This window comes from Paraburkholderia phytofirmans OLGA172, assembly GCF_001634365.1.
GTDB lineage: Bacteria > Pseudomonadota > Gammaproteobacteria > Burkholderiales > Burkholderiaceae > Paraburkholderia.
Map to the genome: position 1 here is coordinate 3,620,180 of NZ_CP014578.1, position 25,260 is coordinate 3,645,439.

At 59.3% G+C, this 25,260-nt stretch carries 25 protein-coding genes and 1 pseudogene; 13 read left to right on the forward strand and 13 right to left on the reverse strand.

The annotated features are described in order from the left end of the window. Positions 1 to 126: 126 nt before the first annotated feature. Complete coding sequence (locus tag AYM40_RS15840) at positions 127 to 1,590, forward strand: restriction endonuclease (protein ID WP_201788148.1); 1,464 nt, start codon at positions 127 to 129, stop codon at positions 1,588 to 1,590. Positions 1,591 to 1,629: 39 nt separating this feature from the next. Here AYM40_RS15840 and AYM40_RS15845 read toward each other — a convergent pair whose 3' ends face one another. The 8 genes from AYM40_RS15845 to AYM40_RS15880 all read right to left on the reverse strand — a co-directional run bounded on the left by AYM40_RS15845 (position 1,630) and on the right by AYM40_RS15880 (position 7,142). Continuing rightward, a complete protein-coding gene (locus AYM40_RS15845) occupies positions 1,630 to 2,589 on the reverse strand; it encodes a hypothetical protein (RefSeq protein ID WP_236720853.1) in 960 nt (319 codons plus the stop codon). A 431-nt stretch (positions 2,590 to 3,020) separates the two neighbouring features. After that, a complete protein-coding gene (locus tag AYM40_RS42105; RefSeq protein ID WP_201788149.1) occupies positions 3,021 to 3,602 on the reverse strand; it encodes a DUF2442 domain-containing protein in 582 nt (193 codons plus the stop codon). Positions 3,603 to 3,626: 24 nt separating this feature from the next. Further along, positions 3,627 to 4,631 (reverse strand): hypothetical protein, encoded by a 1,005-nt coding sequence (locus AYM40_RS15855; protein ID WP_063497041.1) that lies wholly within the window; start codon positions 4,629 to 4,631, stop codon positions 3,627 to 3,629. A gap of 45 nt (positions 4,632 to 4,676) precedes the next feature. Further along, positions 4,677 to 5,108 (reverse strand): DUF6088 family protein, encoded by a 432-nt coding sequence (locus tag AYM40_RS15860; protein WP_063497042.1) that lies wholly within the window; start codon positions 5,106 to 5,108, stop codon positions 4,677 to 4,679. A 73-nt stretch (positions 5,109 to 5,181) separates the two neighbouring features. Further along, the gene (locus tag AYM40_RS15865) at positions 5,182 to 5,463 is read right to left on the reverse strand and encodes a hypothetical protein (RefSeq protein WP_063497043.1); all 282 of its coding nucleotides are present in this window, start codon (positions 5,461 to 5,463) and stop codon (positions 5,182 to 5,184) included. Between the two features lie 3 nt (positions 5,464 to 5,466). After that, positions 5,467 to 5,871 (reverse strand): hypothetical protein, encoded by a 405-nt coding sequence (locus tag AYM40_RS15870; RefSeq protein WP_148662180.1) that lies wholly within the window; start codon positions 5,869 to 5,871, stop codon positions 5,467 to 5,469. A 192-nt stretch (positions 5,872 to 6,063) separates the two neighbouring features. Next, positions 6,064 to 6,591, reverse strand: a complete 528-nt coding sequence (locus AYM40_RS15875; RefSeq protein WP_063497045.1) for a hypothetical protein — start codon at positions 6,589 to 6,591, stop codon at positions 6,064 to 6,066. A 2-nt stretch (positions 6,592 to 6,593) separates the two neighbouring features. Beyond that, positions 6,594 to 7,142 carry an HAD domain-containing protein gene (locus tag AYM40_RS15880; protein WP_063497046.1) on the reverse strand — a complete coding sequence of 183 codons (549 nt, stop codon included), beginning with the start codon at positions 7,140 to 7,142 and terminating at the stop codon, positions 6,594 to 6,596. A gap of 465 nt (positions 7,143 to 7,607) precedes the next feature. On the opposite strand from AYM40_RS15880, the gene AYM40_RS41405 reads away from it, so the two are divergent. Further along, complete coding sequence (locus AYM40_RS41405; protein WP_063497047.1) at positions 7,608 to 8,060, forward strand: helix-turn-helix domain-containing protein; 453 nt, start codon at positions 7,608 to 7,610, stop codon at positions 8,058 to 8,060. Here the strand turns inward: AYM40_RS41405 and AYM40_RS40305 are convergent. After that, entirely contained in the window at positions 8,057 to 8,275 is a 219-nt protein-coding gene (locus AYM40_RS40305; protein WP_148662181.1) for a hypothetical protein, read from the reverse strand. The genes AYM40_RS41405 and AYM40_RS40305 overlap by 4 nt on opposite strands. A 230-nt stretch (positions 8,276 to 8,505) precedes the next feature. On the opposite strand from AYM40_RS40305, the gene AYM40_RS38625 reads away from it, so the two are divergent. Next, positions 8,506 to 10,503, forward strand: coding sequence for a tyrosine-type recombinase/integrase (locus AYM40_RS38625; RefSeq protein ID WP_082855103.1), 1,998 nt, complete (start codon positions 8,506 to 8,508; stop codon positions 10,501 to 10,503). A gap of 778 nt (positions 10,504 to 11,281) precedes the next feature. Here the strand turns inward: AYM40_RS38625 and AYM40_RS15905 are convergent. After that, positions 11,282 to 11,512, reverse strand: a complete 231-nt coding sequence (locus tag AYM40_RS15905) for a hypothetical protein (protein WP_063498054.1) — start codon at positions 11,510 to 11,512, stop codon at positions 11,282 to 11,284. Positions 11,513 to 11,701: 189 nt separating this feature from the next. Further along, positions 11,702 to 12,922 carry a Bcr/CflA family multidrug efflux MFS transporter gene (locus AYM40_RS15910; protein ID WP_063498055.1) on the reverse strand — a complete coding sequence of 407 codons (1,221 nt, stop codon included), beginning with the start codon at positions 12,920 to 12,922 and terminating at the stop codon, positions 11,702 to 11,704. 271 nt (positions 12,923 to 13,193) lie between these two features. Here AYM40_RS15910 and hemL point away from each other — a divergent pair, with 271 nt between their 5' ends. From hemL to AYM40_RS15925, 3 genes are all read left to right on the forward strand, one after another. Further along, positions 13,194 to 14,477, forward strand: coding sequence for a glutamate-1-semialdehyde 2,1-aminomutase (hemL, locus tag AYM40_RS15915; RefSeq protein ID WP_063497050.1), 1,284 nt, complete (start codon positions 13,194 to 13,196; stop codon positions 14,475 to 14,477). Positions 14,478 to 14,548: 71 nt separating this feature from the next. Continuing rightward, a complete protein-coding gene (gene ribD / locus AYM40_RS15920) occupies positions 14,549 to 15,718 on the forward strand; it encodes a bifunctional diaminohydroxyphosphoribosylaminopyrimidine deaminase/5-amino-6-(5-phosphoribosylamino)uracil reductase RibD (protein ID WP_063497051.1) in 1,170 nt (389 codons plus the stop codon). 15 nt (positions 15,719 to 15,733) lie between these two features. Next, positions 15,734 to 16,369, forward strand: a complete 636-nt coding sequence (locus AYM40_RS15925; protein WP_063497052.1) for a riboflavin synthase — start codon at positions 15,734 to 15,736, stop codon at positions 16,367 to 16,369. 119 nt (positions 16,370 to 16,488) lie between these two features. On the opposite strand, the gene AYM40_RS15930 is transcribed toward AYM40_RS15925, so the two are convergent. Then, the gene (locus tag AYM40_RS15930) at positions 16,489 to 17,313 is read right to left on the reverse strand and encodes a MetQ/NlpA family ABC transporter substrate-binding protein (RefSeq protein WP_063497053.1); all 825 of its coding nucleotides are present in this window, start codon (positions 17,311 to 17,313) and stop codon (positions 16,489 to 16,491) included. A 336-nt stretch (positions 17,314 to 17,649) separates the two neighbouring features. Here AYM40_RS15930 and AYM40_RS15935 point away from each other — a divergent pair, with 336 nt between their 5' ends. From AYM40_RS15935 to AYM40_RS15945, 3 genes are read left to right on the forward strand one after another with little or no spacing between them, the layout of a single operon-like run. Next, entirely contained in the window at positions 17,650 to 18,903 is a 1,254-nt protein-coding gene (locus AYM40_RS15935) for an SfnB family sulfur acquisition oxidoreductase (RefSeq protein ID WP_063497054.1), read from the forward strand. A 3-nt stretch (positions 18,904 to 18,906) separates the two neighbouring features. Then, complete coding sequence (locus tag AYM40_RS15940; protein ID WP_063497055.1) at positions 18,907 to 20,169, forward strand: SfnB family sulfur acquisition oxidoreductase; 1,263 nt, start codon at positions 18,907 to 18,909, stop codon at positions 20,167 to 20,169. After that, a complete protein-coding gene (locus AYM40_RS15945; protein ID WP_063497056.1) occupies positions 20,169 to 21,539 on the forward strand; it encodes an LLM class flavin-dependent oxidoreductase in 1,371 nt (456 codons plus the stop codon). Before AYM40_RS15940 ends, AYM40_RS15945 begins: the two co-directional genes overlap by 1 nt. A 287-nt stretch (positions 21,540 to 21,826) precedes the next feature. Here the strand turns inward: AYM40_RS15945 and AYM40_RS42525 are convergent, their stop codons facing one another. Beyond that, a complete protein-coding gene (locus AYM40_RS42525; RefSeq protein WP_063497057.1) occupies positions 21,827 to 22,045 on the reverse strand; it encodes a hypothetical protein in 219 nt (72 codons plus the stop codon). Positions 22,046 to 22,255: 210 nt separating this feature from the next. On the opposite strand from AYM40_RS42525, the gene tauD reads away from it, so the two are divergent. The 4 genes and pseudogenes from tauD to AYM40_RS15965 all read left to right on the forward strand — a co-directional run bounded on the left by tauD (position 22,256) and on the right by AYM40_RS15965 (position 25,260). Beyond that, the gene (gene tauD / locus AYM40_RS15955; protein WP_063497058.1) at positions 22,256 to 23,089 is read left to right on the forward strand and encodes a taurine dioxygenase; all 834 of its coding nucleotides are present in this window, start codon (positions 22,256 to 22,258) and stop codon (positions 23,087 to 23,089) included. 16 nt (positions 23,090 to 23,105) lie between these two features. Then, a pseudogene (locus AYM40_RS38635) lies at positions 23,106 to 23,288 on the forward strand (porin); the annotation flags it as partial. 154 nt (positions 23,289 to 23,442) lie between these two features. Continuing rightward, on the forward strand, positions 23,443 to 24,450 hold the full coding sequence (tauA, locus tag AYM40_RS15960) for a taurine ABC transporter substrate-binding protein (RefSeq protein ID WP_063497059.1): 1,008 nt from the start codon (positions 23,443 to 23,445) through the stop codon (positions 24,448 to 24,450). Positions 24,451 to 24,477: 27 nt separating this feature from the next. Then, positions 24,478 to 25,260 carry a taurine ABC transporter ATP-binding protein gene (locus AYM40_RS15965; protein ID WP_063497060.1) on the forward strand — a complete coding sequence of 261 codons (783 nt, stop codon included), beginning with the start codon at positions 24,478 to 24,480 and terminating at the stop codon, positions 25,258 to 25,260.

Sequence of the window (25,260 nt, forward strand, 5' to 3'; positions counted from 1 at the left end):
TCAGAAGACTCGACGGCAGTGGCTAAAGATGTATCGCAGCTAGAGTGCCGCCATAGGTTGTCGTGCTAGCTCGACAGAGACGAATTCATAGCAGCTTCAATAGAGCCGCATGAGGCGAGGTCAGAGATGGTGGAATACGCAAACTGGCGACAATATCAGGAACAGACAGCAGCAGCGTTTCGCCGGCTCGGGTTCACTGCGGAAGTCGACTACACGGCAGCAGGCGTCAGGGCCCGCCATGATATCGACGTATATGTCACCTTCACGCAGCAGAGCATCCCATGCACTTGGGTCGTCGAATGCAAACTATGGGCCACACGGGTACCAAAGGAAAAGATTCTGGCGCTAAAAAGCATCGTGGATGACCTCGGCGCTGACCGTGGAATCATCGTCAGCGAAGCTGGGTTTCAACCCGGGGCGCAAGATGCGGCTCGCGGAACGAATATTACGTTAGTGACATCGCTCGAAGAATTCGAACGTACAGCTCGTGCCAGTGCGTCAGCTCCGTTGACATACCTTGAAGTGGAAGGCGAAGCACCAATCTATCAGTTTCCAGCCGTGTCGGAACCACAACAGCTACTTGTCTACAGAGACCAGCTCATCACCGCAAACTGGCGTTCAGGCACCATCACCTTCATCGACCCGCGGACCAAGGCGATTGTAGAGACGATTGAGCTTGACAGGTATGAGGTCCGCAGTGATGAGACGAGCCGCATAATTTTGAATTACCCACCAGGAAGCATGGCGATAGCTGATGGGCGGCTGTTTGTCGGCCAAGTTTTTTCAGAGTTCGTCCTGGTCATCGACATTGCAACACAAGCCATCGTTAAGCGGCTCGTTCTGCCGGGTGGTGGTGAGGGAGAGCTTGCGGCGTCGCACGACGAGCGAACCGTCTACTTCGCGAGCAACCGGGTTCCCAACTTCTATGTGATTGACAGCGCCACATATTCGTTAGACGAAGTACCCTATCCCGGTTCAGGCCGAGGTTGCATGGCACTCGCGAAGCATCCTGCCAGTGACATTTTGTACTTGGGCCTTCAAAGAGGCGGCGCTCTCGATGGTCAGCAATATCCGGGCGGGAATTGCTTCCTAGCAGCCTACGACTTCACATCGCGCTCGTATGTGGCTCAGGTATATCTTGCTGACGTGGTCGATGGCCGTAGCGACGACGCCACCCCCGCTTGTATTAGTTTTGACGAACGGTCCAATCATCTTTATGTCGGCATGTTCCAATCGATGCTCGGCATCCGAGTGATAGATGCGGCCACCTACTGCCTCGTCCGAAATATCTCCGTTCCCCGTAATGGGCACAACGAAAAGTTGCCGTGGGCAGACCCAATGTCTCAGGCTTTTTCCGAAGACCTTGTCCTCTCCGTGAATCGCAACAACTGCGAACTGGCCATTCTCGATAGGGTCGACGACCGGGCTCTAGACAAGATATTTTTAGGCGTCGCACCGAATGGTCCGCGCGCGGTGGTCCTTTGGAACGAACACGCCATCGTGAGCTATCCAGGTCGCAACGGGCTAATATTCCTTGACCTGTCGGAAGTTCGCCGGAGCGTTGAAGTCTCCGCAATGTCGGAAGACTAATTCCCGGTGCGGGTACGTGTTGACGGGCAAGCCGCCAGACTACTTGGTGCTTTCATCTGCGAGCCACGGCGCGCGTCCGGCATCCAAAGACGTGCAAATCCAACTCCCGCCCTCCGACTTAACGATTTCGTAAGGAAGACGTCGACTTGCAGCGGTAGGAATTGCCACCTTCAGTTTTTCAAGGTATCGCGCCGTAAAATCGGCTTGAGTCATAGTCGCAAACGAGATGTTTTCGATAGATGGACCGCGCAGAAGGTTAGCCGAACCGCTAAGAACTTCCGTCGCTCCGTCAGATAGTCCAGCGTAGAACTTGGCATGGAAGTCCTGCTTCGTGACACCGCCGCTGATTAACTTGTCCTCGAGACCGTATCCCTGCAATTCGTCGTAATCGAGACCTTCCGCTTCGAGAGTTTTCTTGAAAGACGTGTATGTCGCCTTCCGGGTCAGGAGCGTCGACTTTTTTGTGTCGAGGTTGCGAATCAGCCAATCCCAAATTCTTCGCTTGTCCTCGGTCTTCATGTATTGATGGCCAACGAACGGCGCAGCAATAAGAATTCTATCGGCGGTCAGGTGCCACCGAATTACCAGCTTCTCCAGAAACTGCATGATTTCGGTTTTGCTGAACAGACCATTCAAGCGACCTTCGAGGCGCGTATTTCGAATGTCACCCAACAAGCACCTCTCATGAAGAGGGGTAAAGTCGGCACCAAGGCGCTTCGGCGCATAGAACGTGGCCTTATGTGACCGTCCGCACTCGCAGGGCACATCAACGCACACCAGCACTTGGTCGCGTCCCCCGTCACCTCCCGCGAGAAGATAATCTGAAGCGCTGCGCCACGCTCTATCAACCTGTCCAGCCGCGGCCTTCAGGCTGCTGTAAGCAGCTGCATCGAGTGCGGCACCGGTCGCACTGCAAATATATAAAGGAACTGCGTCGCAGTCGAATTCCCAATTTGTCTTCGTTCGAGGAATATTGTGCTCGACGATATCCGTCGCCACGGGTGACGCCGCACCTTCACGAGCGTAATCGTGCCACTCTCGGACCTGCCATCCATATTCTGAGTAAGATTCGGACGGATTAACTAGGTCAACCGAGAATAGCTGTTTGCACTTTGAACACTCTACTTCCCAGAACCCATCATCATTGATACCCCCGCTATGAGTCACTTCGGTGTAGTGAAACGGATGTTTGCAGCCTGGACATTTCGCACTAAGGGTGCGTTGGGTATATGACATAGGATAGTCGGGCCGGCGTGTATGTTCGAAGCTTCGATTGTATTACGCGCGACCCGTTCACTGTGACGGCTAGCCTCGAGATATGCCTGTTCGAAGCAACACGAAGACCTCCTGGACAATTTGCACAATATCATTGCTGTCTTGGGATAATGAACGTATATATCGGACTCCATGATATCGAGTGCAGTTATCTGCTACCAATTAAGCAAGACACGCAGCCGTGCCATGAGCCAGTCCGTTTCGACTACACTGGTCCACCCTTTGCCTTCAATGGCCCGTCGCATCCGTCTGAGCGTCACATCGTGTGAATTCTCGGGAAACTTCGCAGCGTCCTTGAGCGTTTTGGAGACCAGTTGCCGCGCCAAGTCTTCACAAACGTCCCACCTCTGATATCGCTCTGGCGCCGTCAGGCCGACGACAAACCTTCCAGCAATGAGTCGCCCCGCGAACTTTGGCTGTGAACCGGCGAGTGATGCGGGTGTCGTGTCTCGTGGAAAGTCGTCCGGCACCTGCGACGCCAGCTTCTCTTCCAGTAAAAGTTGTTCCGCGTCGTACATCAGCGCGCCGACGCTGATGTGCTGGTCCAATTGGTCCCAATGCATCTCTGCGCCGGACGCAGAGACTCGAACATCGTTTCGGTGGTCGGGCGTCGCTGCTAGCAATTGAGGGAACCATCGCCACGGCACTCGAAATTCTCGACCGTCTTTCAGCACGAGGGTGAAGTCGCGCTCATTTACCTCTACCGAGATTGCTGTTGGCTCGTCCGGACTTGTCATTCGTTAACCCGCCTCGTTTGTCGACTAGAGGTGCTTGCAAAGGTGGCCAACGATGCGCTTGGCGATTTCGATGAAGCTTTCATGCTGGTCGCGGGGCAACGTTTCTGAATGCAGCCGAGTTCCAACTGCAGCGGCAATGCGGATTAGAATCCGCTCACCGTCGACGTGAATTTGCACGCAAGCTTCCCGTATAGGCGTCGAGTCCCCCGCCGCCTGACGCGCGACGAAGAGGGAAAATATCCTGACGTCGGGATACGGCCCGAGTGGCCACTGATAACCGTGCAAGTGAAGTGCATTCGAGGCGCGCTCCCATAGAGGCCTCCTTGGGTCCACGTCGGCCGCAGCTGTGTAAAGCGGCTCGATGTCCGCCGGTTCAGTCTGGTGAGTTCCTTCGTACATTTTGACGGATGTTCGCGACCATTCCGCTGCCCACACCGCAGCCTTTCGACTGACCGTTTCGAATCCACCCTCATCCTTGAGCACTTCAAGCAGGCTACGGTCGCAGAGGCTTTCACGCCGCGAAGTGAGGAAGTCTAGTCGCGCGTCCGAAGGTGCGGTCGCAATGATTCGGCAAATTACGTAGACGCTCCTTCGTTGACTTACCGGCACTGCTAGCAGAGCTGGGAAATACTCCACTCCGTCGACCTCGAGCGTGAAAACACTGTCGTCTGATAGAAGCGCGGCGAGCCTTTGCGAAGTTAGGCCGCCACGCCTGCGAAATTCCGCCTCTGAAATTAGCTCACCACTCGCAATCATCTCGCGCCGAGTCGTTAGTGCTTGCTGCCAAAGGTCCTCGCGGAGGATGTCTTCGTCGATGTCTTCGCCGGCCTCCAGATAGGATTCGAGGGCGATGTGCTGGATGCGAGCGATAACTTCATCTGGCAAGTATCCGACCTTGATGCGGTCCGTCGCCGCCAGCCGGAAATTGTTTGCCGCGATTTTGCGCACAAGGGATGACGCCAAAAATTGCGGCACATCGAACTCGCTGTCGATGCGTCGCATCGCAATATCCCAGCCGCTATCTGCCATGCGCTACTCCAGACGCTGAAGACAAAATGAGCATCTCTCGCATCTTCACGGTTGCCGCTCCTCACGCTGGCGCGTGCGGCTTCGCTCGTAAGTGATGAACCTGCTACCCAAAGAAATCCGTCGCGTAATACGACGGCGCCCCGTATCCACTACAGCAAGCATTGGTACCTGAGTGGTTTTGCCTGCGTTGTACTCCCGGGCCAGCTTGCCATGAGCGACGTCAATCTTTAACTTGCGAAAAACTTCCGCCGCTATTTCCTCGAACGTAGCGGCCGGCGCACGCCCGCGCGTAAATTTATTGAGCCGCGTTTTGGCGTAAATTCCCACTCCGACTCGCACCAGTTTCTTGGTCCTGACCAGATTTGATAACACTCGGCTGAGTTGTGCCGCACTCCCGAGGGCGGCCAGTTCCGAACGAAGAATAACAACGCCTTTCCTGTGGGCAATTGAACGAATCACGCGGTCTTCGAGTTTCATAGCGAGCTCTTCTCAGCCCATATCGATGACTGGCCAGTGCGCCGATGGTTGGCAACGCTCTTCATACTCGCATCTAGAGCAGAGTTGCTTCGTCTGCTGCGAGCAGCACGACCAGGACTCTTTCGTAGGTGACGTTCTCGCAGTCAGTGCGAAGCTCGCGATGTGGCTCGCCCATGTACAAAAATTCGTATTGCCGCCCCTTGTCTACCCCCGATTCGTGAGTCCATCTGACGTCACTCGAGAAGATATCTCGGACCTCCTGCGCATCCTGTTCGTCCCCACCGGGCGGCATAAACATCACGCGCGCCTCAGGGTCCGTACCGCGCAGCAATTCCAATAGCTCAGACACTTTCATGACTCACATCGTCCTTGTTTTCATCGGGGCCAGCAGTGCCACAGTTTGACTGAGAACGTGCTCCGCAACAGCACAAGCCTCTTCTATCGAGCAAGGCTCGGGCAAAAGCGAGTGTCGGCACGAGGACCACCGGAAAAGGGCCTCAACGAGGCCACTCTCGTCCGCCGACAGCGAGAGTGCCCGCAGTAGTTTTCCGACGACGTTGGCATCCGGATGTTCAAGTCCATCTAACCCAAAACCTCTGCCGGCAGCGAATTCGCAACAGCAAAAATACATCGCCTCCCACGCGCAACTGAGGCGTGTTGATGACGACAATTCTTCGCTCCGCGCATCGTGCAAATAGCCGCGGCTGATATCGATTCGACTGCCATCAGCTTTCTCCATGATTTCCCGTCCGTTGCGCTCCATGGGGCTGCTTCTTAACCACGTCGTGTTTCACAAAAAGAATCGACCGGTATCCACTAGGCCAGTCCGTCTCTACCACACTCGTCCAAGCACCTGACCAACACAATGATTAACGTGCCCACCCGTGTCGTTGTCTCTAGACGCTGTGTCGGTTTTCAACGCACAAGCCGATGCCAGACCATGCCGGGTCGAGCTTCACAGTTCGTCTCTGCGGCGCATACGTTGCATGAAGTCCGCGACCGCCGGGTGGTGCTCCCTGCTCGCTAGGTGGAGCAGCACGGCGAGACCGATTTCAGTAGCTGTATGCGACGGGTCGACGCGCATTCGCGTGATTTTTACTGCTGATTGGCCAGTGGCTACAGCTTCCCCCCGTACCCGCCCCGCTGAGTCGACGGAAACGGTGAAGCGCGCGGCCGCATCTTGCACACGCCCACGCTCGCGCTCAACGAAGCAAGTCACGCTCGTTACGCGGGTGCGCTTTGTCGATGCTACCTGCCCAGGGCGCGCCACCGGATTGTCGTCATGCACGAGCTGGGCGCTTTCGTATCTGTACAAGGCGTAATACGCATCAGCCCATATGTCGGAAACGCCTCCGTGCTGTATGCAGCGGCCGTATAAAACATGAGCCCATTGCAGGTTGAATCCAAATTTTCCCGCGTACACTCCGATGACGATGTCATCGCTCTCTCGAAACGTTGTGCTATCCACTGCGTAAACCGCCATCACTACTCCTGCTCATACATTGCGACCAATTTCGCTCGCAGCTCTGCCAACACAACTGGCGCGCTAATCCCGAGAATCTCATGTGTTCGTACAAGCTTGTCGCGACACCAAGCCGGCCAGTGGAGATAGTCGTCATCAACTGCTAGCCAATCGTCAGGCTTGCGGCGCAAGACGTCTGCCCAGACCTGCATTCCGCGGGGCGCTTGCCGAAACAACTCCGCGTCCATTGCTCCGTGATACGTCGCACCTATTACTCGAGCACGCAATTCTGGCGGCAACTTGCGTGCGACTCGTGTGACGCTTTTGTACACGCGCACCCACGACGTGGACAGCACAATGCGCAGGTCGGGATATGGCAACAGGACTTTTTCAAGCAGTCCTACATTCTCAAATAACTTATGCCCTCTGGGTGACTCGATGTATGGCCCTCTGCCAGGACGCACATAGACATTTTCAGGGTGCAACACCCCGTCAAAGTCCAGGTACAAGACGAATCCACCAGTTTCCGCCGGTGGGGGCACAGCGGGCCGTGGCGTCAAAACATCGCTCATCTGTCCATCTTTGTGTTGCCGTAAAGTTCACATTCTTGAGATAAACGCGCTAGCTCGCGAAGCGCCCTGCGTGCAATTCTCTGCCGCTTGCGTCGGTAAGCTTCTGCTTTTGCCCGAAGCACGAACTTACGACCGCGGCGCACTGATACTGGCCGCAAAGTGTGTTTCCGCAAGAGCTTCTTGCGAACATAAGTTTTTGACACGAAAAGCAACTTTGCCAGTTCGGCTACTGACATCAGGTCGCGTGCCTTAGCGGTGACCATCTAAAAAATTTTCCTCGCTCGAGCGCACACGGATTTTCTGCCGCTCAAATCGTCTCAGATGAGTGCAAGTGTAGGCGTTTGCATTGTACATGTAAACGTCTACAAGGCAGACGCCTACAACGCTCATGTCTACAATGCACCCGCTGTAGACATCGGACTTGTAGACAGGAAAATAGAATTTTAATTTTTTAGGGACGGACTGATGTCGCTTCAGGAGCGCTTCGTCCAAAATTTGAGGCGCTACCGGTTGAGCCTTGGGTGTTCTCAAGAGGAGCTGGGAAATCGGCTGGGCTCGGATAGGACTGTAATCAGCCGTTTAGAGCGCACTTCGTCACGAATGACCTTGGAGCGCGCCGACGCTCTCGCGCGAGCGTTAGATATTGATGTCCGCGTCCTCTTCGACACTCCGATTGGCAACGAAATCATCCGTGTGCAGCCCGGCAAGCCTGTCTCAAGCGAGACGGTAGGCGAGAAAGTACAGCAACTTCGCAAGGCTGAAGGGATAACTCAAAAGGACCTCGGCGACCGTACGGGCTTGGACCGCAACCGCATCTCGCAAATCGAGGCATCGAGCGGCAAAGTTGCGGCGCTACAGTTATCCACGCTCGAAAAACTCGCCGCAGCGTTTGGTATCAAACCGACTGAGCTGTTCTAATTCGTCGAGGTCAGGTTCTCCAAAATCCACCTAACGGCGACGTCCTGACGCCAACGAAGAAGCTCGCGGTCAGATAGAACCGCACGGGGTGGCAGCAGCCAAGGGCGGTGTTTTGCTCGCAGGGTGATTGTGCGCAGCGAGAGGCCGAGGATGTCGGCAAGTTCGTTGGCGTCAAGGTAGCTGCGGCCTTGCAGCAAGTGAGCAGATGTATTCATACCGTGTATAGCCAGTGCAATGAACTGGCTGGACGGACTGAAGCTATTACGGCTCCCGACGGCTTCTACATCGGGGCTGCATTCCCATCGGCCGGAGAAATGAAGTCTGATTGCCGCCGGTATAAATGCCATTCCTACTAGAGGTAACACTAATCCACCCTCTAGCGCAGCCAGAAAGGACATAACGAACGGTTGAACACCTCCTTGATAAGCAATATGTCGGAGGTCATATGAAACATTCCTTTGATTTCAATGGTTTACAGATTCCTCGTTATCACATAAAGCTTCGTCATAACGAGTCAGGCGACGAATGGCAGCTGGCAAAGGGGTCATACGAGGACTCCATGTTCCTGACCTATCAAGATGTAATCGCTCTTCGACGTGTTGAAATTGTCGGCCCCGACGAACACGTGCCGACAGCTCCGACTTCAATGCAAGTCTTTCGAAACAATCTTTCGTCTCTGAATTCCTTCCTCTCGTTCCACGGCAAATCCACCGACGGAAAAGTAGGGACTGAAATGTTATCGGGGTTCGACTTGAAGCTTCGGGAATACCTCTCCAAGCTGACCGTTACCACCCATGCGAGACATGACCGAGCTAGCCATTTGCGAGCATGGCATCGGACTGTCGCCGCCCTCGTAGCTTCAACCAAGAACACAAAGTCGCAAACAAGACATGACTCAAAGATTAGCCCGTTTCACGCGGAATTGAGGGCAGCTGTTGCATCTACGGGAGAATCTGTGAAGTCCATAGCCGAACGTACCGGTACCTCGAGTTCGGCAATCCTGCGTTGGCTGAAAGGCGCATATCCTCAAAGAAGGGCACTTCCATCACTTGCTAGACTTGAACGACATCTTGGGATGGAACGCGATTCACTCCGGTCACTGATACCCCAGCCGACGAAGGAGACGAATCGTGAGAGAGCCCAAGCCGCCAAAAGGGCCATACCGTATCGCGAGCAATTACGCGCAAACACGTGTGACAAGTATCTCGTGCACGTGACCTCTTTGTCGAAGCAATTCCTGAGCGAATGGAACGAGTTTTTCGAGCATAAGACGTCGACGCAAACCACCCTCAGACGCGCGAAGCGCCTGTGGAGACTGCTTCCGAAGGACAAGATTGGCCTCGATTTGCCGACCATTTGCTATCGATTTGGTCGTGGATGTGCTACTGCTTCGTTCGTGTTGCGGCGGTTCTGCAGCTTTTTTGGGTATCTCTCACGACCTTCCTCTGATGGCGGCTTTGGGTTGGGAGCCGATGAAGCGCAAACACTCGCCTGGTTTGCGGTTCCCGAGGCCGTCAAGGGTTATCTGGAATTTATGCAGACACGGTCGGGTGGCGCGACTCATGGTGGGCACGCGGGCTTTGCGGCCCTTGTCGCGTCACTTACGAACGAGGGAACAGGTTATCTCCCCCAGTGTCCGCAGCTTGCCGCTCGTCTGTCGCCGTCGTTCGCGACTTTCGACTGGGATGCTAGTTGCGCCAAATGCCATGAAATTTCCAAGCAGTGGAAGCAAGCTGCCACCGACATCTCCCGCAACCCGGAGGACCCTATTCGTGGCCTACTCAACTTGTCCGAGCCCTTGCTGCCCATCTTCCGTGCCGTCGAAAAACTCGATGAAAAGGCCGCTGCGGCTGTACCCGGCAGCAAGGCGGAAGCCACACTCAAACGCGATGCGCTTTTGCTTTCAATGTTGGTGGCGAACCCTTTGAGGGCACGTAACTTCATGTCGATGACATGGCGTCCGGACCAGACCGGCAATCTTTATCGCCGTGAAGACGGTCAATGGAGGTTGCGGTTTGTGCCCGCTGATTTCAAGAACAAATCAGCCACCTCCAATCAGCAATACGATGCACCGTTGCCTCGCGCGCTGGGCGAGCGGATTCAGGAGTATCTGGATGAATTCCGCCCCGTTCTCATAGGGTCCGCACCAGCTACTGACTTGGTATTCCCCAACAAGACGGGAAGGAAATGGACAACACTTAACCGCCAGGTTCTTCGCATCACCGGCGCTTTCATTCCTGAAGCGCACCCGTTTGGGCCCCACGCAATTCGGCACATTGTCGCGACGGACTACCTGCGCAAGCACCCCAACGACTTCCCCACTGTTGCGCAGTTGCTGAACGACAAGCTGGAGACAGTGCTTCGCGTGTACGCTCATCTTCGACAGGACGACTCTTTTGGGAGATACGAAGAACACCTCAACGCGGTCCGCTCCTCGCACTGACTGACAGCGGCGTAGCCGGACGCTTTCCGACGCCGAATGGCGGCCGGCAGAGGAGCCATCCTGCGGGGCGCATTCTAGCGTTTCGAGACTGCTTGTTCGGACGCCGCATCGCGGAAAGCGTCGATGTAAAACACGATGCTTAAGCGATGTGTTTTTCGGATGGTGGGCCATCAATGTATCGTTGGCCCACCATCAGCCGACTTTTTCAAGGGAATTCGTAGAGCCGAGCCGCGTTATCTCTTATAAATTGGCGGGCCGAGTCATGAAACCCTGGCGGCAAGACCTTATAGCTTCGCACCGGCAGCACAAGTTCAACCCAATCGTCGTCGAGCATCAGATACTGCAGACCCAGTGCTCCATCGCCGCTAATGGCGGCCCGCATCCTTGTGTCCATCGTGAGCATCGTTTGCTTGAAGATACCTGGTCCCTGCGAGGTTTTGCGGGCGTATCGCCGCCAGCGGTTATGCTGATATCTCTCCCGGTTCCCACGGAGAGTTCGTATCAGCACAGGGGGGCGCCCGTCCCGAGCGTTTGTCCGAGCTGGCCCCGTGAGGCTAACGCCCGAGCCCAGGCGGGGTTGCGTGTGCCGTCGAGGTGTGCCAGAATCCTCCCACGGACTGCACCTAAGTCCTTGATTTTACAGAACTGGTTTTATACTAAGCGCGAATCTCACCGCCTCCGCCACAAGATCAATGAAAAACGGGCCTCTCGGCCCGTTTTTCATTTCCGCCTTCGGTTGTTGCGAGTGCTCCTGCCTGCGTGCCACTGACCGCGTGCGTCACACGCTAAGCGCATCCAGCTTCTCACGCGCATCGGCGCAACGCCGATTCAGATCGCGATGCATCAACTGACTGTCGAGCAGCGCCGATACATCAGACAAACCGTAATCAAAACGCAAGACATATTCGATGTCTGTGTAATCGTGATAGGCGCCGCTGTCTGCCAGCTTCTGCGCTTCGGCAAAGGCAGCCTGTTGCCGCTCGCCATTCATCAAATCTCTGATCGCCATGATTGCCGCTCCGAGGAACAGTGACGCCATCATAGCAATGCAAATTGAACCGCACGGTCGCGCGCGCGCAACACCTGGTGTTTTCCGTAGACGCGTTGCTTAGCGCAGGATGGAGAAGCAGGCTTGCCGCGTGTTTCGGCTAAGGAACCATGATCCGCGTTCAGCGAAGCCTCCCAGCCCGTGATGCCATCAAACGGCAGCGACCGGCGCCTTCATGCCGTGCCATTTGACGACCAGAATCCGGCCGACGTAACACAGCACGCCCGCAACGCCCACGACGATGCCCATGCCCTTGGGGGAGCCATCCGGCCAGAGTCCGACAGCAAGGCTCGCCAACGCGCCAAGCGCCAACTGCACGGCGCCGAACACGGCGGCCGCGGCGCCGGCATTCACCGGATACCGATGCATCAGATCGGTCGCGCAGTTAGCGGACAACAGCCCGACGACGCCGACCACGAAGAACAACCCGAAGACGATCGACCATAGTCCGCCCCACCCCGTCAGCGAGACGAGACAGACGAACAGGGACGCGATGCAACTCACGGTCGCGGCGAAAGAGATGATCGGCAGCGAACCGAGTTGGCCGACGAGCCGCGTATTCATAAAGTTGCCGAACATGATGCCGACGATATTCAGCGCGAACAGAAATCCGTAATGCTGCGCCGACACATGGAAATATTCGATATACACGAACGGCGTCGCGGTGATATACGCGAACATCGACGCGAACGCCATGCCGCCACACAGCATGTGCCCCCACGCGACCGGATCGCGCAGTAACTTGCCATAGGCGCCGAACGATTTCAGCAGCGCCGAATGCGCCCGCTTTTCGGGCGGCCACGTTTCCGGCACCTTGAGGAACGCGGTCACCGCACACACCGTACCGAATAGCGTCAGCACGATAAAAACGACACGCCAGCCGCCGAGCAACAGCAACTGCCCGCCGATCAGCGGCGCGAGCAGCGGGCCGATCGACGTGACGATGGCGAGCATCGACAGCACGCGCGCGGCATCGGTCGGCCCGTGCGCGTCGCGGGCGATCGCGCGCGCCAGCACCGAGGCCGCACCCGCGCCGAGCGCCTGCACGAAGCGGAATGTCACCAGCGACCCGATCGAAAACGACAACGCGCAGGCCACGCTTGCCAGCGCATACATGATGATGCCGCCGAGCAACACAGGCCGGCGGCCATAGGTGTCCGACAGCGGACCATAGAGCAGCATGCCGATCGAAAAACCGAACATGAAGCTGGTCAGCGTGGTTTGCGCGGCGCCGGTGCTGATGGCGAATGCCTGCGCGATGGTCGGCAGGCTCGGCAGATACATGTCGATGGAAATCGGCCCGCATGCGGCAAGCGCACCGAGCAACAGAATCAGCCGGCCATCGGGCCGGCTTCTGGTGACGTGGGACATGGGAATCCAGATGAAGCGCCGCGCCGTCATCGGCAGCGAAACGCGGTGAAACGGGGGAAACCGCAACTTGACGACCCCAATTGTACGCGACGGCTAGACCATCCACCCCGCCCGGTCCTGGCTGGGCGGGTCGACCACGCGCCGCGGCATGGGCAAACCCAAAACCTCTTCACGCTGACTCCGGTACAATTTCCCCACCAACCCCCAGCGCCGCGCGGAGCGCAGAAAGCAGCACCCGCGCCGCTGCGCAACCCAAATTCCAGCCATCACCATGTCCAGAAACCAGACCCTCTTCGACCGTGCGCAGCGCACCATCCCCGGCGGCGTGAACTCGCCGGTCCGCGCGTTCCGCTCAGTAGGCGGCACGCCGCGCTTCATCGAGCGCGCGCAAGGCCCCTACTTCTGGGACGCGGACGGACAACGCTATACCGACTACATCGGCTCATGGGGCCCGATGATCCTCGGCCACATCCACCCGGAAGTACTGGAAGCGGTCCAGCGCGTGCTGACCAACGGTTTCTCCTTCGGCGCGCCGACGGAATCCGAAATCGAAATTGCCGAAGAAATCTGCAAGCTGGTGCCGTCGATCGAACAGGTCCGCATGGTCTCGAGCGGCACCGAAGCGACCATGAGCGCACTTCGCCTCGCGCGCGGCTTCACGAACCGCAGCCGCATCGTCAAGTTCGAAGGCTGCTATCACGGCCACGCGGACAGCCTGCTGGTCAAAGCCGGCTCGGGCCTGCTCACGTTCGGCAATCCGACTTCGGCGGGCGTGCCGGTCGATATCGCCAAGCACACCACGGTGCTCGAGTACAACAACGTCGCGGAACTCGAAGAAGCGTTCAAGGCGTTCGGCAACGAGATCGCCTCGGTGATCGTCGAGCCGGTGGCAGGCAACATGAACCTCGTGCGCGCCACGCCTGAATTCCTGCAAGCCTTGCGGCGCCTGTGCACCGAGTACGGCTCAGTACTGATTTTCGACGAAGTGATGTGCGGCTTCCGCGTCGCCCTGGGTGGTGCGCAAGAGGTCTACGGCATCACGCCGGATCTGACGTGTCTCGGCAAGGTGATCGGTGGCGGCATGCCGGCGGCAGCCTTCGGCGGCCGGCGCGACATCATGGCTCACCTCGCGCCGCTCGGCGGCGTCTATCAGGCGGGCACGTTGTCGGGCAATCCGATTGCGGTGGCCGCCGGCCTGAAGACGCTGCAGCTGATCCAGGCGCCCGGCTTCTACGACACGCTCGCCGCCCGCACCACGCGTCTTGCGCAAGGTCTCGCGAATGTCGCGCGCGAAGCGAAGGTGCCTTTTGCGGCCGATTCGCTCGGCGGCATGTTCGGCCTCTACTTCACTGAGTCGGTCCCGACCAGCTTCGCCGAAGTCACGAAGAGCGACGTGCCGCGCTTCAACGCGTTCTTCCACAAGATGCTCGACGCGGGCGTGTACTTCGCGCCCTCGGCGTATGAAGCGGGCTTCGTTTCGATCGTTCACGACGACGCAATCATCGACGCCACGATCGACGCAGCGCGCGACGCGTTCGCCTCGCTCGCGGCCTGAGGCGCGCGAGACACGAACCCGCCGGAACCCAAACTCAATATTGCCTAGCCACCGTACCCGACCGGACACCGATGTTTTCGCAAACCGACTTCGTCCATATGGAACGCGCGCTCACGCTGGCCAAGCGTGGCATGTATACGACCGACCCGAATCCGCGCGTCGGTTGCGTACTCGTCAAGAACGGCGAGGTGATCGGCGAAGGCTTCACGCAGCCGGCCGGCCAGGATCATGCCGAAGTTCGCGCGTTGAAGGACGCGCGTTCGCGCGGCCATGATCTGCGCGGCGCCACGGCCTACGTGACGCTCGAGCCGTGCAGCCATTTCGGCCGCACGCCGCCGTGCGCGAATGCGCTGATCGAAGCGCAGGTCGAGCGCGTGGTCGCGGCGATGGAAGACCCCAATCCGCAAGTCTCCGGGCGTGGTCTCGCGATGCTGCGCGATGCCGGCATTGAAGTGCGTTGCGGGCTGCTCGCCAACGAAGCGCATGAACTGAACATCGGCTTCGTGTCGCGCATGACGCGCGGCCGCCCGTGGGTCCGCATGAAAGTGGCCGCCTCGCTGGATGGCCGCACGGGCTTGCCGTCGGGCGTCAGTCAATGGATTACCGGCGAAGCGGCACGCGCCGATGGTCACGCATGGCGCGCCCGCGCGTCGGCAATCCTGACGGGCATCGGCACCGTCAGGGAAGACGATCCGCGCATGACCGTACGCGCTGTCGACACGCCGCGCCAGCCGCAACGCGTGTTGATCGACAGCCAGCTCGACGTGCCGCCCGAAGCCCAGATTCTGGCCGGCGCACCCACGCTGATTTTCTGCGGCAATCTCGATGAGCGTCATGCCGAGCGCGCCAGCACGCTGCGCGATCGCGGCGCGGAGATCGTGCAACTGGCGAACGCGGCGGGCAAGGTCGACCTGCCCGCCATGCTGAAAGTGCTTGGCGAGCGTAATGTGAACGAACTGCACGTCGAGGCGGGCTACAAGCTGAACGGCTCGCTGTTGCGCGAAGGCTGCGTCGACGAACTGCTGGTCTATCTCGCGCCCAGCCTGCTCGGCATGGACTCGATGAGCATGTTCAATCTGAACGCACCGGAAACGCTCGAAGGCCGCCTGCAGCTGAATTTCCATGCGGTCGACCGGATCGGCGACGATCTGCGGATTCTCGCGCGTTTTGTGCCGCGTTCCGCGCCGCATCCGGAACCCGAAGCCGGGACCGAGCCCGCACCACAACCAACTTCGAATTAATCAGGGATTAACACGATGTTTACAGGAATCGTCGCGGCAGTGGGCCGCATAGAATCAGTCAACCCGCTCGGCACGGATGGTGACGCAGGCGTACGCCTGAACGTCGAAGCCGGCGGCCTCGATCTCGAAGACGTCCAGCTCGGCGACAGCATCACGATCCAGGGCGCCTGCATGACGGTCGTGGCAAAAACTGCGCATTCGTTCGAAGTCGACGTGTCGCGCGAAAGCCTGAACTGCACCGCGGGCCTTGGCGAGACCGGCGAGGTCAATCTCGAGAAGGCGCTGCGCGCGCATGACCGGCTCGGCGGGCATATCGTCTCCGGCCACGTGGACGGCCTCGGCACGGTCACCTATTTTGCGCCGGTCGGCGAATCGCACGAACTGCGCGTGCTGGCGCCGCGCGAGATCGGCCGCTATCTCGCCTACAAAGGTTCTATCACTGTCAACGGCGTGAGCCTGACCGTCAACTCGGTTAAAGATCTCGACGATGGCTGTGAGTTTTCGATCAACCTGATTCCGCACACGGTCGAAGTGACCGCGCTCAAGCGCCTGCGCGAAGGCACGCAAGTGAATCTGGAAATCGATCTGATTGCGCGGTATGTGGAGCGGATGCTCAGCGCGCCTCAGGACGGCCATAACCCGTTGAAATAATTCGATTTTTAAAAAATCAGCGTCTACGGTCGTCTTGCTGAAACCAGCTAAATCTACGGCTTGGTGACGGTATACCGTCGTTTTCCGCACCAGGTATACCGTCACGCCGCCAGAGAGAGTCAGTGACTCGACTCATTCCACGCCGGCAGCGTCGCCCCGTGGTAGACGCTGAGAATTTCAGCGGCCACGTTCGGTTGCTGATAACTCTCGACAAGCGCGTGGACCCAAGGCGCGTTCGCGTCCTTCGCATTGACGGCGAGGAAGTTACGGTACGGATTGCCGCTCACCTGCTCCTGCGCGATCCGCTCCTGCGGGATCTTGATGCCTGCCTTGATCGCCCAGTCCGTATTGATCACGGCTGCATCCAGATCGCCGATCGCACGGCCGACAATACCCGCATCGAGTTCCTTGATATGGATGTGCTTCGGGTTGTTGGCAATATCACGCGCGGTCGGCAGCAAGCCGACATCCGCGCGCAACGTGATCAGATGCTGCGCCTGAAGCAGCAACAACGAGCGCCCTTCGTTGCTCGGGTCGTTCGGCACGCCGATGGTGGCGCCATCAGGAAGATCCGACACCGACTTGAACTTGCGCGAATACAAACCGATAGGCTGCACGTAGGTGTATCCGACCGGTACGATGGTGTAACCGCGCGCCTTGGCCTGCGCGTCGAGATACGGCTTGTGCTGGAACGAGTTGGCGTCGAGGTCGTGCTCCGAGAGCGCCTCGTTGGGTTGCGTGTAGTCGGAGAAGGTGGTGACCTTGATCGTGAGTCCCTGCTTGGCAGCGTTCGCGGCGACCACGCGCCAGACGTCCTCATCTTCGCCGGACATGATGCCGACGCGCAAAGTTTGCGGCGCGGCCAGCGCGAGCTGCGTGGTGGCGAGGCCCAAACCGAACAAGACGGTCGCCAGCGCAGTTTTAAGCATGTTTCGTTTATTCATGAGACGTAGTAGTCGTGTGGTTGATGATGGGGCGAATGCTAAGTAACGTGGAAGGTCGCTGACAAATATTTTTCCGTGCGTTGCTAAATCCCCTGAGGCATATATGAAAAGCTTCAGGCGCCACGCAGGCGACGTTCACAGATGCCACAGGGCATCGAAATTGAAAATCCTCATAAGCAAGTTCCAATTCGATAGTAGGCACGCCTTACCCCGGCTGGTCCAATAGACGATCCAACCTGTTCGCCACAAGCGTTACGCAGGCGATGCGCTTCGCCGCATGAAGGGGCCGAAGCACCGTAGCGCGGACGGGTGACAACCCTATCTGTACGAGCCGTCATGCCCACTCCCGAATCCTCCTCTCCCGTGTCGCGTTTGCCGCGGCCTCCCGATCCGGCCCGCGTGCGGCGTATTGCCGACGATGCAGAAGCGCTGGCAGCCGCATACACTTTGGCGGCAGCGTTCGCCGCGGGCGCCGCCGAGCGCGACCGCCAACGGCGGCTGCCGTGGGCCGAACTGGACCTGTGGTCGGAAAGCGGCCTTGGTGGCATCACCGTGCCGCGCGAATACGGTGGCGCCGACGTCTCGTTCGCGACGCTGGCGGAAGTCTTTGTGATCCTGTGTGAGGCCGATCCAGCGCTCGGCCAGATTCCGCAGAACCATTTCGGCGTGCTCGGCTTGTTGCGGGAAGTCGGCATGCCAGCGCAGAAAGCGCGCCTGTACGGCGAGGTGTTGGCGGGCAAGCGGCTCGGCAATGCGGGTCCCGAACGCCGCTCGGCTAACGCCAAAACCATCCTGCAGGGCACGACGCGACTGAGCGCCACAAGCGACGGCTTGCGCCTCGACGGTCGGCGCTTCTATTCGACCGGAGCGCTATTTGCACACCGCGTCCCGGCACGTGCCACCGACGACGAAGGCCGCGCCGTGCAGGTCTGGGTCCCGCGCGATGCGCCGGGCTTGAGCGTGATCGACGACTGGAGTTCGTTCGGCCAACGCACCACGGCGAGCGGCACGGTGACCTTCGACCAAGTGCCAGTCGATCCGCAGGACGTGCTGCCGATCTGGCAGCTCGCCGACCGTCCGGGGCTGTTCGGCCCCGCCTCGCAATTGATTCAGGCCGCGATCGACCAGGGTATCGCGCAGGCCGCAGTCGCCGACACGCTTCGCTTCGTACGCGAACGCGCCCGGCCGTGGGTCGACTCGGGCCTCGAACACGCAACCGATGACCCGTACATCATCGCGGATGTCGGCCGTCTACAAATCGATCTGCACGCGGCTCACGAGGTGCTCCAGGAGGCCGGCCACACGCTGGATGCCATTGCCGCGCAACCGATTGTCGATACCGAGGCCAGTGCACGCGCCTCGGTCGCGGTGGCCGAAGCCAAGGTGCTCACCACCCGCATTGCGTTGGAGGCAAGCGAAAAGCTGTTCGAACTAGCCGGTTCCGCCTCCACTCGCGCCGCGCACAATCTCGATCGCCATTGGCGCAACGCCCGCACGCATACGCTGCACGACCCGGTGCGCTGGAAGTTGCATCTGCTGGGCAACTATCACCTGAATCACGTGCTGCCGGCGCGCCACTCGTGGAACTGAGACATGACCTTTGATCTTTCTGTAGAAACGCTCGACCACGCGCCAACGCAGGCGCTGCCTCGCGAATTGCGTACGCCGCTGACCCTGGATCTGATCACGAACGATGCCGAGGCGCTCGCAACGGCGCGGCGTCTTGCCACGACGTTTGCGCCCGAAGCGGCGCTGCGCGATCGCGAACGACGACTCCCCTGGGCCGAGCTCGACGCATTCGTCGCGAGCGGCCTGTGGGGCATCACCGTGCCGCGCGAATTCGGCGGGGCCGGTGTGCGCAACGGCACGCTCGCCGAAGTCACCGCGATCATCGCCGCGGCCGACGGCTCGCTTGGGCAGATTCCGCAAAACCACTTCTACGCACTGGAAGTACTGCGCGTGGGCGGCAGCCTTGAGCAGCAGCGCTTTTTCTATCAACGCGTGCTGGCCGGGGAGCGGTTCGGCAACGCGCTTGCCGAAATCAGCCATAAGGACTTCAAACGACGCACGCGGCTCACGCGGGGCGCTGACGGCTGGCATATCGACGGCCGCAAGTTCTATTGCACCGGTGCGCTGTACGCCCACTGGATTCCCACCCTGGTGGTGGCCGAGGAGCAGGGCCGCGACGTCACGTATCTGGCCTTCGTGCCACGCGATACGCCGGGTGTCACCGTGACCGACGACTGGGACGGGTTCGGGCAGCGCGTCACCGGCAGCGGTTCGGTGCAGTTCGAGCAGGTGCGTGTCGAGCCGGAATGGGTCGTGCCGTTTCAGGTCTCGTTTGAGCATGCGACGACGATCGGACCGCTCGCGCAGATCATTCACGCCGCGATCGATCTGGGCCAGGCGCGCGGTGCCTTCGAGGCCGCCTTGCAGTTCGTCCGCGAGCGTTCACGGCCGTGGATCGATGCGAAGGTCGAGCTTGCTGCCGACGATCCGCTGACCATTGCGCAGTTCGGCGACCTCGCCGCGCGTCTGCGTGCAGCGGAAGCGCTGCTACGCCGAGCCGGCCGTTTCGTCGACGCCGCCCAGGCAGCCCCGACCGACCGCTCGGTGGCGGAGGCGTCGGTCGCCGTCGCGGAGGCGAGGACGCTGACCACGACCGTATCGCTGGATGCGGGTTCACGGCTGTTTGAACTCGCCGGCGCCGCCGCGACGCTCGACGGTCTCGGCCTCGACCGTTTCTGGCGCAATGCGCGCACCCATACGCTGCATGACCCGGTGCGCTGGAAGTATCATGCCGTGGGCAACTTCTACCTCAACGACAAGCTGCCGCCCAGGCACGGAGCGTTGTAATGGCGAAGAAAGAGATTCTGCTCAACGCGTTCAACATGAACTGCGTCGGCCATATCAACCACGGTCTATGGGCCCATCCGCGCGACCGCTCCACCGACTATCGCCTGCTGCCTTACTGGACCAACCTGGCGCGCACGCTCGAGCGCGGCCTGTTCGACGGGCTGTTTCTGGCTGACATCGTGGGCGTCTACGACGTCTACCAGCGCAATGTGGACGTGACGCTGCGCGAGTCGATCCAGTTACCGGTTAACGATCCCACGCTGCTGGTGTCGGCCATGGCGGCGGCGACTGAGCATCTTGGCTTCGGTGTCACGGTAAATCTCACCTACGAGCAGCCTTATCTGCTCGCGCGGCGCTTCTCGACGCTCGACCATCTGACGCAGGGCCGCATTGGCTGGAACATCGTGACCGGCTATCTCGACAGCGCCGCCCGCGCGATGGGCCTCAACGAGCAACTGCCGCACGACGAGCGTTATGAGCGTGCGGACGAGTACCTCGAGATTCTCTACAAGCTGTGGGAAGGCAGTTGGGAGCAGGAGGCGGTGCTGCGCGATAAAGCGGGCCGCGTGTACGCCGATCCGGCCAAGGTGCACGAGGTGAGGCACGCGGGCCGCTACTACAACGTCGAGGGCTACCACCTGGCCGAGCCGTCGCCGCAACGCACACCGGTCTTGTTCCAGGCCGGCAGCTCCGGGCGCGGCCAGCGCTTTGCGGCGCGTCACGCCGAATGCGTGTTCATTTCGCCGCCGAACCGCGCGGTCGGACGCGAGACGGTGAGAACGTTGCGCGAGCAGCTGGTGCAGGCCGGGCGGCGGCCGGACGACGTCAAGGTGTTCGTGGGCGCGGCGGTCGTGACCGGCGCCACCGAAGCCGAGGCGCGCGAGAAATATGCAGACTATCTGCAGTATGCGAGCCGCGAATCCGGGCTCGCGCATTTCGCGGCCAGCACGGGAATCGACTACGCGCAATACGATCTCGATGCGCCCGTCGACTACGCTCCCGGCAATGCCATCGAATCGGCGACGCGCACGGCCAAACAGCACGGCTGGACACGCCGCAAGCTGCTCGAAATGTTCGAGTTGGGCGGGCGTTATCCGGCGCTTGTCGGCAGCGCCTCCCAGGTTGCGGATGAACTGCAGGCGTGGGTCGAGGAGACCGGCGTCGACGGTTTCAATCTCAGTCGAACCGTTGCGCCGGAGAGTTACGAGGACTTCATCGATCTGGTCGTGCCGGAACTGCAAAACCGCGGGCTCTACAAGACCGCGTATGGCGAGGGCACGTTGCGACACAAATTGTTCGGTGAGAGCGATCAGTTGCCAGGGCGGCATGCTGCGGCGGGTTTTCGGCGGCAGACGGCGGAGGCTGTGTAAGCAGAAAGGCGGATGCTCCCATTAGCTTATATAAATTCGTCGTTTTGCCGATGCGGCTCGCATGGCTACCATGCAACGCTTGAGTCACTCGTGCGAAATTCCACCTCATGTCTACCGTTGCCGTTCCGCCGCCGCTCGTCGACACGCAAGTGCAGGCGGGAAGCGTTTCCCGTCCCGCCATTATCCGGTCCGCTCAGGACGTCGCGCGGTATGTGGAGCGGATGCTATCGGCGCCTGAGGGCGTCCATAAACCGTCGAAATGACTGGGCATTTACTAGACGCACGGTCTACTGGCGTCTAGTAAAGTCCGCCTGAATCCGCGAATCGGGAAAATCAGACACCTGCGAGTTCTCCAGGCGACCCTGCCGATATCTATCAGGAAGCGTCGCTGCATTCTCCACCTCCTCGCGAAGAACATCTCCCCTGCCCAGAGCCGCATCGACCGCGCGCATCAATGCATCTTCATCGAGCGGCTTGGTGAGGAAGTCGACAGCGCCGCCCTTCATGGCCAGGACCGCGCGACCGGTGCCGACATAAAAAATATAGTCATCGGGATCGCCGTCCGGTAACGCGGGTAGCCGTGTTGCGCATTACATCTTTCGAACCAGTTCAATGTCGATATTCGCACCACCGTCATAAGTAAATGAGTTCTAGTTGGTTGGTTCTCCATGAATTGCTGGGGAAAATCTCACGCGTGGTTTAGCTAGCCAAGGAGAGTGAGTTTGAATTTCAGCCGTCTTACGCCGGCGCTGGGTGCGTTGGTGGAAGGTATCGATCTCGCGCGGCCAATGAGCCGGGACGTGCAAGAGGAAATCCGCCAGGCCTTGATACGCCATCAGGTTTTGTTCTTCCGCCATCAGCACATCAGCCCGATACAGCAGCGTGATTTCGCTGCGCTTTTCGGCGATCTGCACACGCATCCCATCTATCCGCAGCATCCGGATGCGAGCCAGATAATGGTGCTGGATACCCAAGCTTTCGACCTCAAAGACAATGCCATCTGGCACACCGACGTCACCTTCACGGAGACCCCTCCGCTAGGCGCTGTCCTGGTGGCGCGCCAGTTGCCCGAAAACGGCGGCGACACGCTGTGGGCCAGTAGCTTTGCTGCCTACGATGCGCTATCGGACAGGCTGAAGACCCTGCTGGAAGGACTGAGCGCAACGCACGATTTTGCCAAGACCTTTCCGCTCAAGCGTTTCGGCCTGACTGCTGCGGACCAGCAGCGCTGGAATGAGACGCGACTCAAGAACCCGCCGCTGAGCCATCCGGTGATCCGCACTCATCCTGAAAGTGGTCGCAAAGGTCTGTTTGTCAACGAAGGATTTACCACCGAGATTGACAAGCTGCCGGAAGAAGAAAGCAAGGCTTTGCTCAACTTCCTGTTTGCGCATCAGTCCCGCCCGGAATTCAGCGTGCGTTGGCGGTGGGCGTCTGGCGACGTTGTCTTCTGGGACAATCGCTCGACCAGCCACTACGCCGTGGACGACTATCGCCCCGCGCGGCGCGTCATGCATCGCGCCACCATTCTCGGCGACAAGCCGTATTGAGCCGCGTAGCCCGATAATCCACAACATCTCGGCGTGGGGCAGTGGCTACGTGATCCACCAAGGCGATTTCGATCGCTTCAATGGCGACCGGTTACCCAATTCGGTGAAGTTCCTGTCGAATGCGTTCGCCGGTTTCAAGTTCGGCGGCTTGTATTCGTTCGGGGGCTTAGCGGGCCACTTCCATCAGAACAGCGCCTATAGAAATGACGATGCATGCGCTTTACTTCCCAGACGTCTGCTATCGCAGATCTTTGTATATCCAACTCTGATTTGCTTGGTTAGTGGCGCAAGCCGGATCCGCTAATCTTGACGACACTTCTCTCAACTGTTTTCTACCTCAGGTCATGGCGTTTATGAAATTCACACGTCGCTTCTCAAGTTTCAGCGCTCTTGCCACGTTGGCGTTAGCGCTTGTACATGGCACGGCTGCGCATGCGGAAACGGTCAACATTGCTTACCAATATGGTGCTGATCCGGCCAAACTCGCACAAGCAAGCGCTGCTTACGAAAAGGCCACAGGCTGGACCATTAACTGGCGGCGCTTCGATACCGGTGCAGATGTCGTTGCGGCGCTGGCCTCAGGCGATATCCAGATCGGTGATGTTGGCTCGAGTCCGTTTGCCGCGGCCCTCAGCCGAGGTGTGCCGATTCAGGCAGTTGTCCTCAACGCGCTGACCGGCAACTCCGAAGCCCTCGTCGTTCGCAACGGCGCTCACATCAACCAGCCGCGGGACCTGATCGGCAAAACCATCGCGACGCCCTTCGTATCGACCAGCCACTACAGCCTGCTGGCTGCCCTGAAACACTGGGGAATCGATCCCAGGCAGGTGAAGATCGTCAACCTTGGCCCTACGGAAACGGTCGCAGCATGGGAGCGTGGTGACATCGATGCTGCCTACACGTGGGATCCAGCCTTGGGTAAGGCAAAGCAGACCGGCAAGGTCCTGGTCGATTCAACGCAGGTCGGCAAATGGGGTTCGCCGACATTTGACCTGTGGGCAGTGCGTAAGGACTTCGCACAATCACATCCCGATTTCGTCCAGAAGTTTGTCGGGGTCACGCTGCAGGCGATTTCGGACTATCGAGCCAACGGAAAGTCATGGACTGAAGGCTCGCCGCAAGTGGCAGCGATCGCGAAGTTGAGCGGCGCAAGCCCGGCCGATGTGCCGCAACTGCTTTCCGGAAACGTCTATCCGGTTGCGGCCGAACAAACCTCGTCCGCGCTGCTCGGCGGCGGCACCGCCAAGGCAGTTGCGGCGACGGCCCGTTTTCTGAGTGAGCAAAAGAAGATCGATCAGGTTCTACCGGACTACAGCGATTCGATCACGAGTCGTTTCATCCAGGCGTCCGCGTCTAAATGACGCCGGGAAGCGGTAAAGGAGCATGAAATGGCCGAACTGAGCGCGCTGCGCGCCAGCGTGATCTACGACACACCGCGTGGTCAACTCACCGCACTTCAGGATGTGTCAGTGTCGGTGCACAGCGGCGAGATCGTCGTCGCGCTCGGCGCGTCCGGATGCGGCAAGAGTACGCTGCTCTCATTGCTCGCCGGCTTTCAGGTGCCCACCTCGGGCCGGGTGACGATCGACGGGGCGCTGGTCACAGGCCCAGACGCAAACCGGGGTGTCGTGTTCCAGGACGATGCGCTGATGCCATGGTTGAACGTGATAGACAACGTGAGCTTTGGTTTGCGCATGCAAGGCGTAGACCGTGCCGCGCGCAACGCGCGCGCGGCGGAGGTTCTTCAGTTGGTCAAACTGCAGGGCTTCGAGCATCACCGTATCGACGAGATTTCCGGGGGTATGCGCCAGCGCGTCGGATTGGCCCGCGCACTCGCCGCGGATCCGTCGTTCCTGCTGATGGACGAGCCACTGGGTGCGCTCGATGCACTGACCCGGGAGCATATGCAGACCCTGCTGCTCGACGTCTGGCACGCGACCGAGAAGGGCGTTTTTCTCATTACGCACAGCATCGAGGAGGCCATCATGCTCGCCACCGAATTGCTGATCCTGTCTCCGCGGCCGGGCCGCGTGGTGGCGAGGCACCGGCTCGACTTTGCGCGCCGCTATGCCGCAGGCGAACCAACACGCTCGATCAAGACCGATCCCGCCTTCACCGAGATCCGCATTTCGTTGCTTGACCAGCTTATCCGCGAGACCGAGGAGGCCTGA

Excerpts from the sequence above, each read along its gene's own strand:
- AYM40_RS15860 (WP_063497042.1), bottom strand. The coding sequence starts at position 5,108 with ATGAAACTCGAAGACCGCGTGATTCGTTCAATTGCCCACAGGAAAGGC.
- AYM40_RS15840 (WP_201788148.1), top strand. The coding sequence starts at position 127 with ATGGTGGAATACGCAAACTGGCGACAATATCAGGAACAGACAGCAGCA.
- tauA (WP_063497059.1), top strand. The coding sequence starts at position 23,443 with ATGAAATTCACACGTCGCTTCTCAAGTTTCAGCGCTCTTGCCACGTTG.
- AYM40_RS15965 (WP_063497060.1), top strand. The coding sequence starts at position 24,478 with ATGGCCGAACTGAGCGCGCTGCGCGCCAGCGTGATCTACGACACACCG.
- AYM40_RS15905 (WP_063498054.1), bottom strand. The coding sequence starts at position 11,512 with ATGGCGATCAGAGATTTGATGAATGGCGAGCGGCAACAGGCTGCCTTT.
- AYM40_RS42105 (WP_201788149.1), bottom strand. The coding sequence starts at position 3,602 with ATGACAAGTCCGGACGAGCCAACAGCAATCTCGGTAGAGGTAAATGAG.
- AYM40_RS15935 (WP_063497054.1), top strand. The coding sequence starts at position 17,650 with ATGCCCACTCCCGAATCCTCCTCTCCCGTGTCGCGTTTGCCGCGGCCT.
- AYM40_RS15940 (WP_063497055.1), top strand. The coding sequence starts at position 18,907 with ATGACCTTTGATCTTTCTGTAGAAACGCTCGACCACGCGCCAACGCAG.
- AYM40_RS42525 (WP_063497057.1), bottom strand. The coding sequence starts at position 22,045 with ATGAAGGGCGGCGCTGTCGACTTCCTCACCAAGCCGCTCGATGAAGAT.
- AYM40_RS38625 (WP_082855103.1), top strand. The coding sequence starts at position 8,506 with ATGAAACATTCCTTTGATTTCAATGGTTTACAGATTCCTCGTTATCAC.
- AYM40_RS15870 (WP_148662180.1), bottom strand. The coding sequence starts at position 5,871 with ATGGAGCGCAACGGACGGGAAATCATGGAGAAAGCTGATGGCAGTCGA.
- AYM40_RS15930 (WP_063497053.1), bottom strand. The coding sequence starts at position 17,313 with ATGAATAAACGAAACATGCTTAAAACTGCGCTGGCGACCGTCTTGTTC.
- AYM40_RS41405 (WP_063497047.1), top strand. The coding sequence starts at position 7,608 with ATGTCGCTTCAGGAGCGCTTCGTCCAAAATTTGAGGCGCTACCGGTTG.
- hemL (WP_063497050.1), top strand. The coding sequence starts at position 13,194 with ATGTCCAGAAACCAGACCCTCTTCGACCGTGCGCAGCGCACCATCCCC.
- AYM40_RS15855 (WP_063497041.1), bottom strand. The coding sequence starts at position 4,631 with ATGGCAGATAGCGGCTGGGATATTGCGATGCGACGCATCGACAGCGAG.
- AYM40_RS15875 (WP_063497045.1), bottom strand. The coding sequence starts at position 6,591 with ATGGCGGTTTACGCAGTGGATAGCACAACGTTTCGAGAGAGCGATGAC.
- ribD (WP_063497051.1), top strand. The coding sequence starts at position 14,549 with ATGTTTTCGCAAACCGACTTCGTCCATATGGAACGCGCGCTCACGCTG.
- AYM40_RS15865 (WP_063497043.1), bottom strand. The coding sequence starts at position 5,463 with ATGAAAGTGTCTGAGCTATTGGAATTGCTGCGCGGTACGGACCCTGAG.
- AYM40_RS15945 (WP_063497056.1), top strand. The coding sequence starts at position 20,169 with ATGGCGAAGAAAGAGATTCTGCTCAACGCGTTCAACATGAACTGCGTC.
- AYM40_RS15925 (WP_063497052.1), top strand. The coding sequence starts at position 15,734 with ATGTTTACAGGAATCGTCGCGGCAGTGGGCCGCATAGAATCAGTCAAC.
- AYM40_RS40305 (WP_148662181.1), bottom strand. The coding sequence starts at position 8,275 with ATGAATACATCTGCTCACTTGCTGCAAGGCCGCAGCTACCTTGACGCC.
- AYM40_RS15880 (WP_063497046.1), bottom strand. The coding sequence starts at position 7,142 with ATGAGCGATGTTTTGACGCCACGGCCCGCTGTGCCCCCACCGGCGGAA.
- AYM40_RS15910 (WP_063498055.1), bottom strand. The coding sequence starts at position 12,922 with ATGTCCCACGTCACCAGAAGCCGGCCCGATGGCCGGCTGATTCTGTTG.